This is a genomic window from Catellatospora coxensis (assembly GCF_016862635.1).
GTDB classification, from domain to species: domain Bacteria; phylum Actinomycetota; class Actinomycetes; order Mycobacteriales; family Micromonosporaceae; genus Catellatospora; species Catellatospora coxensis.
The window spans coordinates 1-15,787 of sequence record NZ_BONI01000010.1 but is presented as its reverse complement, the minus strand read 5'-3'; the positions used below and the strand labels follow the sequence as shown (position 1 = coordinate 15,787).

12 protein-coding genes are annotated in these 15,787 nt (G+C 69.6%); 10 read left to right on the top strand and 2 right to left on the bottom strand.

The genetic code is table 11. The features are described from left to right. Positions 1-30: 30 nt before the first annotated feature. The 7 genes from Cco03nite_RS07955 (at position 31) to Cco03nite_RS07925 (ending at position 8,305) form a co-directional block, all read left to right on the top strand. On the top strand, positions 31-693 hold the full coding sequence (locus Cco03nite_RS07955; protein ID WP_203690469.1) for an L-ribulose-5-phosphate 4-epimerase: 663 nt from the start codon (positions 31-33) through the stop codon (positions 691-693). 144 nt (positions 694-837) lie between these two features. Further along, positions 838-1,839, top strand: a complete 1,002-nt coding sequence (locus tag Cco03nite_RS07950; RefSeq protein WP_203690467.1) for an ABC transporter substrate-binding protein — start codon at positions 838-840, stop codon at positions 1,837-1,839. Between the two features lie 173 nt (positions 1,840-2,012). Further along, the gene (locus tag Cco03nite_RS07945) at positions 2,013-3,554 is read left to right on the top strand and encodes a sugar ABC transporter ATP-binding protein (RefSeq protein WP_203690465.1); all 1,542 of its coding nucleotides are present in this window, start codon (positions 2,013-2,015) and stop codon (positions 3,552-3,554) included. 22 nt (positions 3,555-3,576) lie between these two features. Then, entirely contained in the window at positions 3,577-4,647 is a 1,071-nt protein-coding gene (locus tag Cco03nite_RS07940; protein ID WP_203690463.1) for an ABC transporter permease, read from the top strand. Beyond that, complete coding sequence (yjfF, locus tag Cco03nite_RS07935) at positions 4,644-5,633, top strand: galactofuranose ABC transporter, permease protein YjfF (protein ID WP_203690461.1); 990 nt, start codon at positions 4,644-4,646, stop codon at positions 5,631-5,633. Before Cco03nite_RS07940 ends, yjfF begins: the two co-directional genes overlap by 4 nt. A gap of 29 nt (positions 5,634-5,662) precedes the next feature. Then, a complete protein-coding gene (araA, locus tag Cco03nite_RS07930; protein WP_203690459.1) occupies positions 5,663-7,165 on the top strand; it encodes an L-arabinose isomerase in 1,503 nt (500 codons plus the stop codon). 123 nt (positions 7,166-7,288) lie between these two features. Continuing rightward, positions 7,289-8,305: a LacI family DNA-binding transcriptional regulator gene (locus Cco03nite_RS07925; protein WP_239167200.1), complete on the top strand. Its 1,017-nt coding sequence runs from the start codon at positions 7,289-7,291 to the stop codon at positions 8,303-8,305. A gap of 163 nt (positions 8,306-8,468) precedes the next feature. On the opposite strand, the gene Cco03nite_RS07920 is transcribed toward Cco03nite_RS07925, so the two are convergent. After that, on the bottom strand, positions 8,469-11,213 hold the full coding sequence (locus Cco03nite_RS07920) for a beta-L-arabinofuranosidase domain-containing protein (RefSeq protein ID WP_203690457.1): 2,745 nt from the start codon (positions 11,211-11,213) through the stop codon (positions 8,469-8,471). 264 nt (positions 11,214-11,477) lie between these two features. Here Cco03nite_RS07920 and Cco03nite_RS07915 point away from each other — a divergent pair, with 264 nt between their 5' ends. Beyond that, a complete protein-coding gene (locus Cco03nite_RS07915; protein ID WP_203690450.1) occupies positions 11,478-12,506 on the top strand; it encodes a LacI family DNA-binding transcriptional regulator in 1,029 nt (342 codons plus the stop codon). Here Cco03nite_RS07915 and Cco03nite_RS07910 read toward each other — a convergent pair. Then, positions 12,503-13,006 carry a GNAT family N-acetyltransferase gene (locus Cco03nite_RS07910; RefSeq protein ID WP_203690448.1) on the bottom strand — a complete coding sequence of 168 codons (504 nt, stop codon included), beginning with the start codon at positions 13,004-13,006 and terminating at the stop codon, positions 12,503-12,505. The genes Cco03nite_RS07915 and Cco03nite_RS07910 overlap by 4 nt on opposite strands. Before the next feature lie 478 nt (positions 13,007-13,484). Between Cco03nite_RS07910 and Cco03nite_RS07905 the strand changes: the two genes are divergently transcribed. After that, positions 13,485-13,853: a hypothetical protein gene (locus Cco03nite_RS07905; RefSeq protein WP_203690446.1), complete on the top strand. Its 369-nt coding sequence runs from the start codon at positions 13,485-13,487 to the stop codon at positions 13,851-13,853. Between the two features lie 11 nt (positions 13,854-13,864). After that, positions 13,865-15,787, top strand: a 1,923-nt coding sequence (gene fxsT, locus Cco03nite_RS07900; protein WP_203690444.1) for an FxSxx-COOH system tetratricopeptide repeat protein, incomplete at its 3' end; no start/stop codon positions are given.

The following is a 15,787-nucleotide window of genomic DNA, read 5'->3' as shown; positions in this document are numbered from 1 at the left end:
GGGGCAGGCCGACGCCGGCGAGGAGCGGGCATGAGCGTCATCGCCGAGCTGCGGAAGACCGTGGCGGCTCTGCACGCCGAGCTGACCCGATACCAGCTGGTGGCCTGGACCTCCGGGAACGTGTCGGCGCGGGTGCCGGGGCAGGAGCTGATGGTCATCAAGCCCAGCGGGGTGTCCTACGACGACCTCGCCGCGGAGAACATGATCGTCTGTGATCTGGACGGCGTGGTCGTCGAGGGTGACCTGTCGCCGTCGAGCGACACCGCCGCGCACGCCTACGTCTACCGGGCCATGCCGGAGGTGGGCGGCGTGGTGCACACGCACAGCACGTACGCCACCGCCTGGGCGGCACGGGGCGAGGCCATCGCGTGCCACCTGACCGCGCAGGCCGACGAGTTCGGCGGGGAGATCCCGATCGGGCCGTTCGCGCTGATCGGCGGTGACGACATCGGCAAGGGCATCGTCGAGACGCTGACCGGGCACCGCTCGCCGGCGGTGCTGATGCGCAACCACGGGGTGTTCACCATCGGCAAGGACGCCCGCGCCGCGGTCAAGGCCGCGGTGATGTGCGAGGACGTCGCGCGCACCGCGCACCTGGCCAGGGTGCTCGGGCAGCCGCTGCCGATGGCGCAGGCCGACGTGGACTCCCTGTACGACCGCTACCAGAACGTGTACGGCCAGGCCGGCCGCTAGACCACCGCCGGTTCGGCGCCGGCGGTCGCACCACCCGATCCTCTCACCGCACCATCACCGCTCCACCCGCACCACAGCGAAAGCCGCGCGCCGGCGTCCCACACGGCGCGCGGGGGTAGGCCCATCCTCATCCAAGGAGATCGCATGCTCACCATGGGCAAGGCCATCACGCGACGCCGCGCCGTCGCGGTGCTGACCGCAACTCTGCTCGCGACCGGTATGGCCGCGTGCGGCAACAGCGACACCGGCGAGCAGCCGGCCGACGACGGCAAGCTGACGCTCGGCTTCTCGCAGGTCGGCGCCGAGAGCGGCTGGCGCACCGCGAACACCAACTCGATCAAGGAGTCGGCGAAGGAAGCCGGCATCGAGCTGAAGTTCGACGACGCGCAGGGCAAGCAGGAGAACCAGATCACCGCGATCCGCAACTACATCCAGCAGAAGGTCGACGTCATCGCCTTCTCGCCGGTGGTGGAGTCGGGTTGGGACACCGTGCTCAAGGAGGCCAAGGACGCCGGCATTCCGGTCATCCTGACCGACCGCTCGGTGGACTCGGCGGACAAGTCGCTGTACAAGACGTTCATCGGCTCGGACTTCGTCAAGGAGGGCCGCCTGTCCGGTGAGTGGCTGGTCGAGCAGACCAAGACGGCCACCGGCCCGGTGAACATCGTGGAGCTGCAGGGCACCACGGGTTCGGCTCCGGCCAACGACCGCAAGAAGGGCTTCGGCGAGGCCATCGCCGCCAACCCGAACCTGAAGATCATCGCGTCGCAGACCGGCGAGTTCACCCGCGCCGGCGGCAAGGCCGTCATGGAGCAGTTCCTGAAGGCCAACCCGAAGATCGACGTGCTGTTCGCGCACAACGACGACATGGGTCTGGGCGCGCTCGAGGCGATCACCGCCGCCGGCAAGGTGCCGGGCAAGGACATCAAGATCATCACGATCGACGCGGTCAAGGACGGCATGCAGGCCCTGGCCGACGGCAAGTTCAACTTCATCGCGGAGTGCAGCCCGCTGCTCGGGCCCCAGCTGATGGACCTGGTCAAGAAGGTCAAGGCCGGGGAGACCATCCCCCAGCGCATCGAGACCCAGGAGACCACCTTCACGCCGGAGCAGGCCAAGGCCGCGCTGCCGACCCGCAAGTACTGATCCACCCTCGGGGCCGCCGCACGCCGTGCGGCGGCCCCGTCCTCCATCACCGCAGACGGAGCCGGCTCCGCGGGGCACACCGTGACCGGCCGACGTCCTCGCCGCCGTGCCGGCCCTCGACCGGCCGGCCGCGGCGACCCCTTGCCCAAGTCTTCAGCGAAAGGTCGGATGGGATGTCGGGTAGGCAACCGGTCCTGACGATGACCGAAATCAGCAAGTCCTTCCCGGGGGTGCGCGCGCTCGACGGCGTCGACTTCCGGCTGTTCCCCGGCGAGGTGCACGCCCTCATGGGCGAGAACGGCGCCGGCAAGTCCACCCTGATCAAGGTGCTGACCGGCGTGTACTCGCATGACGCGGGCACGATCGAGCTGGCCGGGCAGCAGGTGTCGTTCACCGGCCCGATGCAGGCCGCGGCCGCCGGGGTGAGCACCGTCTACCAGGAGGTCAACCTCTGCGCCAACCTGTCGGTGGCGGAGAACATCTTCATCGGGCGCGAGCCGCGCACGCTCGGGGCGATCCGCTGGGGCGAGATGCGCCGCCGGGCCCGCGACCTGCTGGCACAGCTCGACCTGCACATCGACGTGAGCCAGCTGCTCGGCACGTACTCGCTGGCCGTGCAGCAGATGGTCGCCATCGCCCGTGCCATCGACATCCAGGCCCGGGTGCTCATCCTTGACGAGCCGACGTCCAGCCTCGACGCGACGGAGGTCGAGCAGCTGTTCCGCATCATGCGGCAGCTGCGCGAGCAGGGCATCGCGATCATCTTCGTGACCCACTTCCTCGACCAGGTCTACGGCATCGCCGACCGGATCACGGTGCTGCGCAACGGCCGCCTGGTGGGGGAGTACCCGACCGCCGAGCTGCCGCAGCTCGCCCTGGTCGAGAAGATGATCGGCAAGGAACTCGACGTGCTGGAGAGCCTGGACGAGCAGTCCAAGCGCGACCTGGCCGCCCTGGAGGCGAGCACGCCGTTCCTGCAGGCCGAGGAGCTGGGCCGCAAGGGTTCGGTGGCGCCGTTCAGCCTCACCATCCACGCCGGCGAGGTCGTCGGCCTGGCCGGGCTGCTCGGCTCCGGCCGCACCGAGGTGGCCCGCCTGCTGTTCGGCGCGGACCGGGCCGACCACGGCCGGACCTCCGTCGACGGCAAGCCCGCCGCGCTGCGCAACCCGATCGCCGCGATCGGCCACGACATCGCGTTCTGCTCCGAGAACCGGCGCACCGAGGGCCTGGTCGGCGAGCTGAGCGTGCGCGAGAACATCATCCTCGCCATGCAGGCCGCCCGCGGCTGGCTGCGGCCCATTCCGCGCCGCCGCCAGGACGAGCTGGTCGACAAGTACGTCAAGGCGCTGAGCATCCGCCCCGCCGACCCCGAGATCCCGGTGCGCAACCTGTCCGGCGGCAACCAGCAGAAGGTGCTGCTGGCCCGCTGGCTGATCACCGAACCACGGCTGCTGATCCTCGACGAGCCCACCCGCGGCATCGACGTCGGCGCGAAGGCCGAGATCCAGAAGCTGGTGGTGCAGCTGTCCGACGGCGGCATGGCGGTGCTGTTCATCTCCGCCGAGCTGGAGGAGGTGCTGCGGCTCAGCCACAAGATCGCCGTCATGCGGGACCGGCAACTGGTCACCGAGCTGGCCAACGACCACACCGTGGACGCCGACCGCGTCATGCAGACCATCGCCAGCGGCACGCACCACGAAGGGGCCCGCGCATGAGCGAGCACAGCGAGGAGAAGGCATGAGCACCTCGAAGGCGCGGTGGGCCGCCGTCACCGCCCACTCGCTGTTCTGGCCCGCGGTCGCGCTGGTGGCGCTGCTGGTGGCCAACACGATCTACCGGCCCGGCTTCCTGACGGTCGAGATGAAGGACGGGCACCTCTACGGCAGCCTCGTCGACATCCTGCGGCTGGCCGCCCCGCTGATCCTGGTCGGGCTCGGCATGACGCTGGTCATCGCCACCGGCGGCATCGACCTGTCGGTCGGCTCCATGTGCGCGATCAGCGGCGCGATCGCCTGCCTGCACATCAGCCAACAACCGGACCAGAACGCCCTGAGCGGGGTGCTGGTCGCGCTGGCGCTGGGCATCGGGCTGTCGCTGGTGCTCGGCGCGTGGAACGGGGCGCTCGTCTCGATCATCGGCATCCAGCCGATCATCGCCACGCTGATCCTGATGGTGGCCGGCCGCGGCCTGGCCCAGCTGATCACCGAGGGTCAGATCATCACCATCAACTCTGAGCCGTACAAGTCCGTCGGCGTCGGCTACCTGCTCACCCTGCCGCTGGCCATCTTCATCGCGGCGGGTGTCGCGCTGCTGGTCGCCGCGGTGACCAGGCGCACCGCGCTCGGCATGATCATCGAGGCGGTGGGCGGCAACGCCGAGGCCAGCCGGCTGGCCGGCATCCGCTCGGCCCGCATCACCTTCCTGGTGTACGTCATCAGCGCCGTGTGCGCCGGCATCGCCGGGTTCATGGTCACCGCGAACGTGTCCAGCGCCGACGGCAACGCCGCCGGCCTGTGGATCGAGCTCGACGCGATCCTCGCCGTCGTGATCGGCGGCACGTCGCTGGCCGGCGGGCGGTTCTCGCTCAGCGGCACCATCCTCGGCGCGCTGCTCATCCAGACCCTGACCACCACCGTGTACGCGATGAACATCTCGCCGCAGACGTCACTGCTGTTCAAGGCCGTGGTCGTGATCATCGTCTGCCTCGTCCAGGCCCCCGCGTTCCGGGCCAGGTTCGCGCGCCGGCGACCCGTCGCGCCGGCCGCGCCGACGGCGGCCGACCAGAGCAAGGAGCAGGTGCCGGCATGACCACGAGCTCGCTCACCCCCACCCGCGACTGGTGGCGTATCCCGCAGCGGTACGTGCCGGTGCTGGCCACGCTCACCCTGCTGCTGGTCATGTACGGCGTCGGCGTCTCGCAGTACCGCGCCTTCTCCAACATCCAGGTCGTCTTCAACGTCTTCATCGACAACGGCTTCCTGCTGGTCGTCGCGGTCGGCATGACGTTCGTGATCCTCACGGGCGGCATCGACCTGTCCGTCGGCTCGGTCGTGGCGATGACCGCGATGATGTCGGCGTCGCTGCTGCAGGGCGGTGTGCACCCGGCGGCGGTGCTGGTCGTCGCGCTGCTCGTCGGGCCGACGCTGGGTTTCCTGATGGGCTGCGTCATCCACTTCTTCGACATCCAGCCGTTCATCGTGACCCTGGCCGGCATGTTCTTCGCCCGCGGCATGTGCACGTTCATCAGCAAGTCGTCGATCCCGATCACGGATCCGTTCTGGACCTCGATGGCCCAGGAGCGCATCGGCGACCCGAAGGGCAACTTCGTGTCGATCAGCGTGCTGGTGGCGTTCGCGGTCGTGCTCGTGGGCGCGTTCGTGCTCGCGTACACCCGGCTGGGCCGCAACGTGCACGCCATCGGCGGCAACCAGCAGTCGGCGCTGCTGATGGGCCTGCCCGTCGGCCAGACGAAGATCGCGGTGTACGTCATCAGCGGCCTGTGCTCGGCGATCGGCGGCATCCTGCTGTCGTTCTACACGCTGTCCGGCGCCCCGCTGATCGCCGTCGGCATGGAGCTCGACGTCATCGCGGCGGTCGTCATCGGCGGCACGGTGCTCACCGGCGGCTCCGGGTACGTCTTCGGGACCGTGCTCGGGGTGCTCGTCCTCGGCGTGATCAAGACCCTCATCACCTTCGACGGCAGCCTCAACTCGTGGTGGACCAAGATCGTGATCGGTGGGTTGCTGTTCGCGTTCATCCTGCTCCAACGCCTCATCGGCATCCGCAAGAAGTAACCCCGACCCGTATCGCGGAAGGCACGCACATGACAACGCATCCCCAGCCCGAGGTCTGGTTCCTCACCGGAAGCCAGGGCATGTACGGCGAAGAGACCCTGCGCCAGGTCGCCGGCCAGTCCCGGGAGATCGCCCGCATCCTCGACGAGTCGCCGGGCATCCCGGCGCGGGTGGTCTGGAAGCCCGTCCTGACCTCCAGCGGCGAGATCCTGCAGGTGTGCCGCGAGGCCGCCGCGCAGGGCGCCGTCGGGGTGATCGCCTGGATGCACACCTTCTCCCCGGCGAAGATGTGGATCTCAGGGCTGGATGCGTTGACGACGCCGCTGCTGCACCTGCACACCCAGGCGAACGTGCTGCTGCCCTGGGACGAGATCGACATGGACTTCATGAATCTCAACCAGGCCGCGCACGGCGACCGCGAGTTCGGGTACATCCAGACCAGGCTCGGGGTCGCCCGCAAGACCGTCGCCGGCCACGTGTCCGACCCGCGGGTGGTCGCCCGGGTCGGCGCGTGGACCCGCGCGGCGATCGGCTGGTCGGCGATGCGCTCGCTGCGCCTGGCCCGCTTCGGCGACAACATGCGCGACGTGGCGGTGACCGAGGGCGACAAGGTCGAGGCCGAGCTGCGCTTCGGCGTCTCGGTCAACACCTACGGCGTCAACGACCTGGTCGACGCCGTCGCGGCGGTCGCCGACGCGCAGATCGACGAGCTGGTCAAGGTGTACGACGACACCTTCCGCGTCGCCGCCGAGCTGCGTCCCGGCGGTGACCGCCACGACTCGCTGCGCTACGCCGCCCGGATCGAGGCCGGCCTGCGCAACTTCCTGGAGGCGGGCGGCTTCCGCGCCTTCACCACCAACTTCGAGGACCTCGGCGGCCTGCGCCAGCTGCCCGGCATCGCGGTGCAGCGGCTGATGGCCGACGGCTACGGCTTCGGCGGCGAGGGCGACTGGAAGACCTCGGTCCTGGTCCGCACCCTCAAGGCGATGTCGGTCGGCACCACCGGCGGCACCTCGTTCATGGAGGACTACACGTACGACCTCACTCCCGGCAACGAGCTGGTGCTCGGCGCGCACATGCTGGAGGTCTGCCCGACCATCGCCGCCGGCACCCCGAACGTGGAGATCCACCCGCTGAGCATCGGCGGCCGGGAGGACCCGGTCCGGCTGGTCTTCGACGCCCAGCCCGGCCCCGCCGTGGTCATGGGCCTGGCCGACATGGGCGAGCGGTTCCGGCTGGTCGCCAACGAGATCGACGTCGTGGCCCCGCCGCAGCCGCTGCCCAAGCTGCCGGTCGCCCGCGCGGTATGGCGTCCCCGGCCGTCGCTGGCCGGCTCCGCCGAGGCGTGGATCACCGCCGGGGCCCCGCACCACACCGTGCTGTCCCAGGCCGTCGGCGTCGAGGAGCTGCACGACCTGGCCGAGATGGCGCGCACCGAGCTGGTCGTGATCGATGCGGACACCACCACCCGCCGCTTCGCCGACGAGATCCGCTGGAACCAGGCCTACTACCGGCTGGCCCGAGGATTCTGATCCCTGCCGCCCCGCAGACGACGGATGCGCCCACCCCGAAGGTGCGCGCATCCGTCGAGCTGTATGCCGCCCGCGACGAAAGTTGATCAACATGCGATACGATGTGCCGTCAGGGGAGCAGCGATGAGCCAGCAGCAGGCCGCCCGCGCGGCGGTGATGAACGACGTCGCCCGCCTCGCCGGGGTCTCGCACCAGACCGTGTCCCGGGTGCTCAACAACCACCCGAGCGTGCGCGACGAGACCCGCGAACGGGTGCTCGTGGCCGTCCGGCAGCTCAACTACCGGCCCAACGCGCTGGCCCGCGGGCTGGCCGGGCGGCGCTCGCGGGTCATCGGCGTGGTCAGCTTCGACACCATCCTGTACGGCCCCGCCGCGACCCTGCTCGGCGTCGAACGGGCGGCCCGGCACGCGGGATACGGCATCAGCATCGTGGCGCTGGAGAAACTCGACCGCGCCGGGGTCACCGAGGCGGTCAACCGGCTCACCGAGCAGTCCGTGGCCGGGGTCGTCATCATCGCGCCGCTGATGACCGCGGCCGCGGCGGCGCACAGCCTGCCGACCGGCGTACCCGCCGTGGTCGTCGAGTCCGACACCGCCGGGGACCTGCCGACCATCTCCGTCGACCAGGTCGCCGGGGCCCGGCTGGCCGTGGAGCACCTGCTCGAACTCGGCCACGAGACCGTGTGGCACCTGACCGGGCCGAAGGACTGGCTGGAAGCCCGCGACCGCGTCGACGGCTGGCGGCAGGCCCTGGAGGCCGCGGGCCGCCGTGTCCCGGCGGCGATCGTGGGCGACTGGAGCCCGCGCTCGGGCTACGAGGCCGGGCACCGGATCGGCTCCGACGTCACCGCCGTGTTCTGCGCCAACGACCAGCAGGCTCTGGGCATGCTGCGGGCGCTGCACGAACGCGGCATCCGCGTGCCGGAGGACGTCAGCATCGTCGGCTTCGACGACATCCCCGAGGCCGAATACCTGTCCCCGCCGCTGACCACGGTCCGCCAGGACTTCGACGAGGTCGGCCGCCGCTGCCTGGCCGCATTGCTGGACCTGCTCGACGCCCAGGACGCCCCGGACGCGCCCCCGCACCCCCGCGTCGCGCCCACCCTCATGGTCCGCGCCAGCAGCGGCCCACCCGCCTGACCGGGCCTGCCCTGCCCGCCCGGCCCGTAGCGACAACGCTCACCCGCCTCGCCGCCCGCCCACCGCACCCGCTTTACGTCGACGTTGGCCTATCTCATCGAATCCGAGCCGCGAATTTTCGATGAGATAGGCCAACGTTTATGAAAGACGGGCGGGTGGGGCGTCAGAGGAAGCGCCAGAGGCGGTCGGTGGCGGTGGAGTCGTCGGCGGTGACGATCTGGGCGCCCTGGGCGGTGGAGGCGCCGGAGACGGCGAGGACCTTGCCGCCGTTGGCGCACTGGATGCGGAAGCAGCCGTTGGACGCGTGGCGCAGGCGCCAGCGGTGGTCGGCGGTGCCGTTGTCGGCCCACTGCATGATCCGTGCGCCGGTCGCCGTGGACATGTTCTCGACGCCGAGCACCTTGGCGCTGTTGCCGTTGCGCAGGCGCAGGTAGCCGCCCGTGTCTACGAGCGCGGTCCACAGGTGATCGGCGGTGCCGGTGTCGCCCCACTGCAGCACCAGGCCGCCGTCGGCGGTGGACATGTTCTGCACGCCGAGCACGAGCCCGGAGGCGACGTTCTGGATCCGCCGCGCGCCTTCGGGTACGAAACGCCAGAGGTTGTCGGCCGTGCCGTTGTCGGGGTCCTGCACGGCCTGCGCGCCCTGGGCGGTGGAGCCGCTCAGGATCGCCAGCAGCTTGCCGGTGTGCACGTTGCGCAGCTTGTGGGAGCCGTCGCCGTTGTCGACGACCGTCCAGCGGTGGTCGGCGGTGCCGTTGTCGGCCCACTGCATGACGCGGGCGTTGTCGGCGGTGGACATGTTCTCCACACCGAGCACCTTGCCGCTGTTGGCGTTGCGCAGCCGCAGCGCCGAGCCGTCGACGATGAACTCCCAGTTGTGGTCGGCGGTGCCGTTGTCGGCCCACTGCACGGCGAGCCCGCCGTCGGCCGTGGACATGTTCTGCACCCCGAGGACCAGCCCGCTGGCCGCGTTGGCGAGCCGGAACACCGCGCCGCCGGTGCCGCCGCCCTGGCCGGAGGCGTTCCAGTAGACGGTGTAGTTGTAGCCGTGGGCGTCGTGGAAGGGCGCGAGGTTGACCGTGGCCCCGTTCGCGGTGGCGGTGAACGCCAGCGAGCTGGTGCTGCTCCGGGTCACCGTGCTCGGGGTGAGGCTGGGCAGCGCGGACAGGGTCGTGTTGCCGTAGTTGCCGGCGAGCACGACCGGGCCGTACGTGATCGCGGAGACGTTGGCGTTGTCGTTGGCCGCCTTCATGACCACGCGCATGGGCAGCTTGACGGTCACGGTGTCGCCCGAGGTCCAGGACCGGGTCAGGGTGGCGTACGTGCCCGGTGTCGTGGTGATGCTCTGCACGGCGCCGTTGACGCTGACGGTCGCCCCGGTGGTCCAGGACGGGATGCGCAGCCGCATCGACCACGATCCGCTCACGCTGCCGGTCACCGTCAGGGTGGTGGTGTCGCCGACCGGGTACGCCGTGGTCTGGGTGACCGTGATGCCGCGGGAGGTCCAGGTCAGCACCGACGGCGTGTACAGGTTCACGGTCAGCGTGGTGCCGTTGTAGAAGTAGATCGAGTCCATGAGTTTCGTGTTGGTCTCGATGCCGGTGCCCTGGCAGCACCAGAACGTGGTGTAGTCGGTGCTCCACGTGCCGCCGCCCCAGGCCGGGCCGACGCCGCGGCGGCCGCCCGGGTTCAGCGGGGTGAAGTACGTGAAGTGCCCGTGGCTGTCGGCCGGGTTTTGCTGGCCGATGAGGTGGTTGAGCAGCGCGCGCTCGTAGAAGTCGAAGTACGCGGCGTTGTCGGGGTAGAGCAGCCACAGCTCGCGAGTCAGCTTGAGCATGTTGTACGTGTTGCACGCCTCGGCCGTGTCGGTGTTGAGGTACGCCGCGATGGCGTTCGGGGCGCGGAAGTGCTCGGCCTGGCTGTTGCCGCCGATGGCGTACGTGTGCGCGTTGACGCAGATGTTCCACGCGTTGCTCGCGATGTCGCGGTAGCGGGTGGTGCCGGTCGCCTTGTACTCGCGGGCCGCGCCGATCCACTTGGGCACCTGGGTGTTGGCGTGCAGCCCGGCGAGCTGGTCGGAGTTGGCGGCCAGCGGGTTGAAGACGGCGGCGTGGTCGAAGCGTTGCGCGGCGGTCAGCCAGCGGGCGTCGCCGGTCTGCTGGTAGAGGTCGGTCAGCACGGCGTTCATGCCGCCGAACTCGGTGCCCAGCATGGCCTGCATCTGCGAGCTGCTCAGCCGCGCCGTGCGCCAGTCGACCCAGCCGGCCAGCGCCAGCAGCACGTCGCGGGCCTGAGTGCTGCCGATCAGCCGCCACACGTCGAGCAGGCCGGCCAGGGTCTTGTGGACGGCGTAGTACGGGACGTTGCCGTTGGACAGGGTGCGCGCCTCCAGGGCGGTGAAGTCGGACTCGGGGAAGCCGGACAGGTACCCGGCGGTGAACCCGGCCGCGTTGTTGTTGGCCTGGCAGGCGGCCAGCGCGGCGACCATCTGGTCGGCCTTGTCGCGGCAGGTGGTGTCGCCGAGCACGGCCCAGGCCTGCGCCCACGCGGTGAGGAAGTGGCCCTGGCTGTGGCTGCGGAACGGGAAGGTCGGGGCCTCCCAGCCGCCGGTGGCCGCGGCCCCGTTGGTGGACAGGCGGTGGTTGGCGCGGAACACGTAGAGCAGCCGGTCGACGTTGACGTCACGCAGGTAGCTCAGGGTGCGGTTCTGGTTGTCCAGCCAGCGGCCGGAGGTGAGCCGCACCTGCGAGAGATCGAAGGCGTACGCCGACACCCCGACGTCGGCGCGGGCCGGCGGGATCGCCGCGGCGGCGGCTTCGGTGGCGACGAGGGCGGGCGCGGCCGTGGCCGCGGTGGCGACGCCGGCGGCCTGCAACAGGCGACGGCGGCTGAGGGGCGGTGACCACATAGGAACTCCTTGACAGGGGTGGGCGGGGCGACGGCGGAGTTACCGATCACACGGCTTCCGTCGGAAATCTCGGCAAGGCAACATAAGGTCCTGGTTAGAGCGTTATATCGGATGCCCTCGATCCCGCCCCATGAATGTGACCGATAACAATGCGGGCGTCAAGACGTTCCGAAAATGTTTCCATCGGGTTGCTGGTGGGCGGTGGGTTCGAGGCTGAAAACCGAAGATCGTGGGTGGGGTACGATGCGCCGACAGGGGGTCACGATGAGTCAGCAGCCGGCCGCCCGAGTGGCGGTGATCAAGGATGTCGCGCGCCTCGCCGGCGTGTCGCACCAGACCGTGTCGCGGGTGCTGAACGATCACCCGAGCGTGCGCGACGAGACCCGCGAGCGGGTGCTGCGCGCGGTGCAGCAGCTCAACTACCGCCCGAACGCGCTGGCCCGTGGGCTGGCCGGGCGGCGCTCCCGGGTCATCGGCGTGGTCAGCTTCGACACCATCCTGCACGGGCCCGCCGCCACCCTGCTCGGCATCGAGCGGGCTGCCCGGCACGCCGGGTACGGCATCAGCATCGTGGCCCTGGAGCGGCTCGACCGCAGCGGCGTCATCGACGCGGTGAACCGGCTGGCCGAGCAGTCCGTGGCGGGAGTCGTGATCATCGCGCCGCTGCTGACCGCGGCCGCGGCGGCGGGCAGCCTGCCCAGCGGCGTGCCGGCGGTCGTCGCCGAGTCGGACATGGCCGGCGACCTGCCGACCGTCTCCGTCGACCAGGTCGCGGGCGCCCGGCTGGCCGTCGAGCACCTGCTGGACCTGGGGCACGAGACGGTGTGGCACCTGTCCGGCCCGAAGGACTGGCTGGAGGCCCGCGACCGGGTCGACGGCTGGCGTGCGGCCCTGGAGGCGGCCGGCCGCCGCGTTCCGCCGGTGCTCGCCGGTGACTGGAGCCCGCGCTCGGGCTACGAGGCGGGCCGCCGGCTCGCCGATCGTGGCGACGTGACCGCGGTGTTCTGCGCCAACGACCAGCAGGCGCTGGGCATGCTGCGGGCGCTGCACGAGCGCGGCGTACGCGTGCCGGAGGACGTCAGCGTCGTCGGCTTCGACGACATCCCCGAGGCCGCGTACCTGTCGCCGCCGCTGACCACCGTACGGCAGGACTTCGACGAGGTCGGCCGCCGCTGCCTCGCGGCGCTGCTGGAACTGCTGGGCGTCGACCGGCCGCCGGGCGTCGCGCGCCACCCGCGGGTGCCGCCCTCGCTGGTCGTGCGGGCCAGCAGCGGCCCGCCGCCGGCGGCCTAGGCGACCAGCCGGACCTCGCGTACCCCGATCGGGTCGTCGTCGTCCAGGCGGGTCACGCCGTCGAGCGAGAAACCGGCCCGCTGGTAGAAGCGCACCGCGCTCTCATTCGGCTGGTACGCGTACACGCACACCGGGCGGAAGTCCCGGGCGCGCAGGTCGGCGACCGCGTGCGCGAACAGCCCTCTGCCGATCCCCGCGCCCACACGGTCGGGGTCGACGTACAGCCCGTATACCTCGGCGGCGCGGGAACCGAGATCCGGGTCGTCGCCCGCCGGCCCGGTCCGGCAGAACCCGACGACGCCGCCGCCGTCCACGGCCACCCAGAGCCGGTGCTCGCCGGGGACGGCGGCGAGGTAACCGGCCCAGTCCGCGGCCTCCTGGTCCGGGTCGAGCGCATCGAGCACCGCGGCGGGCAGGTAGTCCGCGTACGCCGACCGCCACGACCGGACCTTGAGCCGGCCGATGGCAGCGGCGTCCTCGACAGCAGCGGAACGGATCATCAGCACAGGGTACGGACTCGCCGGAGGCGCGGCTGCCCCTCGACTCAGTCGCCGAGGCGACATGCCGCTCTGCGCGCTTACATCTATTTTGATGTGCCCACATCCAAGATGATGTAAGCGGCATGGAAGGCACGTGCGCGAGCGCGGCCTGAGCCGGACGCGTCACAGACTCCGTACGATCCCGATGCGAAACTCGGCTTCGACAACCTCTCAGGGCAGCATCGGACACTGCCGGCGCGGTGGCTTCCGGGTGCCGAACCCGTGAAAGACCACAGTAGGTGTCTGGTGGAGACGGCCGTCCTCGAAGTGGTGCACGCAGGTTCACGGTTCATCGTCAAGGCCCGTGGTCCCGCTTTCTTCGCAGGTCCCTGACGAGGGATGACCGAATAATGACAGTTGTCGAGGACCGTGATGACGGAGGGCTATATTGACCGACTGGGTTCGTGGGCCTGTGTCGCATGGAATCGGGTGGTTTCGGGTGGACGACGTATCGACAGTGGTGACGGCGATCGTGGTGGGCGGGACGGCTGGTGTGTCGGCTACCGCATCCGCGATGGTGACGGACGCCTACCAGGGCTTGAAGAAGTTGGTCGTTGGCCGGCTGCGGTCGGGTGGTGTGGATGACAGCCATGCGGACCTGATGGTGGATCAGGCGCATGACGCTGCTGACGGCCGTGCGAAACTGACCGAGGGACTGATTCGCTCCGGTGTCGACGAGCCGACCGTTGCGGCGGCGCTGAAGCTCATGGAACTGTTGAAGGAAAAGGGTAAGTATCAAGTGACCCTGCATGATGCCAAGGGCGTCTTGATCGGCGATCACAGCGTCCAGCACGTCACTTTCAACTAGGGGCCGCCGTCGTGCACCATGATCCGGCACGGCATGTCGACGCCTCGGGCGCGTACGGAGTTTCCGTAGGCGACGGCGCGCAACAGATCATCATCATGCCGCCGCGGTCGCCGGAACCGTCACCGGCTGCGCCCCTGGGCCGGTCAGCATCGGATCAACGCGAGCGGCCCGCCGTGGTGTCGAACTTGGGTGCCGCCAATGTGGGATTTGTCGGCCGAGAGACCGCGCTGACGCAGATTCATGAGGGTCTGTGCCGTGCGGGTCGTGTCGTGACCCGGCCGCAGGATCCTGTGGGAGGGATCGGGAAGACCCAGCTGGCGTTGGAATATGCCCGCCAGCATGCGGATGACTACGATGTGTTGTGGTTGGTCGCATCACAGAACCCTGAGCTGATCGGCGGGCACCTCGCCGAACTCGCCGTCAGGTCTGGTCTTGTCGAGCCTGACGTGACCACCCCCGCTGCCGTTGAAGCCCTCCACGTCGCCGTCAGCGGCAGCAGGCGCTGGCTGCTGATCTTCGACAATGCGGAAGATCCACGGCAGCTCAACCAGTGGCTGCCGCCCCGCGGGGGGCACGTCATCATCACCTCCCGACAACCGGGCTGGGACGAGGTGGCGATCCCGGTAGAGGTCCGGCTGTTCGACCGCAGTGAGTCGGTCAGCCTGTTGCAGGCGCGGTTACCCCATCTGTCCAGCCAAGACGCCGACCGTCTTGCGGCTGAGCTGGGTGATCTGCCGCTCGCCGTCGCGCAAGCCGCCATGGTTCTCAACCGAACCGGAATGTCCACTGACGACTATCTCGATGCCCTGACCCGCTTCGCGCACGAGATCCTCGACGATGGCACACCCTTGAACTATCCGCGTTCGCTGGCGGCCACCGTGCACCTGTCGGCCCAGCGGCTGGCAGCTGACAACCCGGCGGCGATGCAACTCCTGGCTCTCTGCTCGTTCCTGGCGCCCGAAGCGATCCCGTTGAACATGTTCGCCCGTGCCGCAGAGAGTCTGCATGAACCCTTGTCGAGCGTCGCTCAGCAACGTCGCCTGCTGCCGAACCTGGCCACCGCCATCGGCGAGCACGGCCTGGCGGCAACCGGTCCCCACGGAATCCAGGTTCACCGTCTGGTACAGGCGATCATCCGTCACCACACCACCCCGGAGTCGGTAGGCGACCTCCGTCGCCAGGCGACCGCGGTCGTCTTGGCGGCAGTACCCGCGGACACGGACGACCCGGCGACCTGGCCCGCCTGGTCCGCGGCAGCCCCGCACCTGATCGCCGCGGATCCGGCCACCAACGACGACGCCCAGCTGCGCACCGCCGCCTGCCTGCTGGTTCTTCAGCTTCTCCGACGCGCCGAGACACCAGCCGCGCTGAACCTTGCCAGACACCTTTACCAGCAATGGCGTGACCATCTGGGCCCGAACGACATTCACACGCTCAAAGCCGCCACCGAACTCGCCCACGCCACCGCCATGCTCGGCGACTTTCGCGCCGCCAACACCATGATCGAAGACAATCTCACGCGATACCGCAACACCTTCGGCCCCGACCATCTGGACACCCTGAGATCAGCTCAAGACTATGCGGTCACCATGCACAGCCTCGGTGACTACGGTCAGGCCCGTACCATCGAAGAAGACGTCCTGAGTCGTCGGAGGCGGCTGCTCGGTGACGATCACCTGGATACGATCAGCGCGTCCGCGAATCTGGCCAGCACTCTGCACAGCCTCGGTGACTACCGTCAGGCCCGCGCTATGAAGGAAGACGTTCTGAGTCGTCGTGGGCGGCTGCTCGGTGATGACCATCCGGACACCATCAGCGCGTCCGGGATTCTGGCCTTCACTCTGCACAGCCTCGGTGATTATGGTCAGGCCCGCGCCATCGAAGAGGACGTTCTGGGTCGTCTGAGGCGGCTGCTCGGTGACGACCATCCGCAT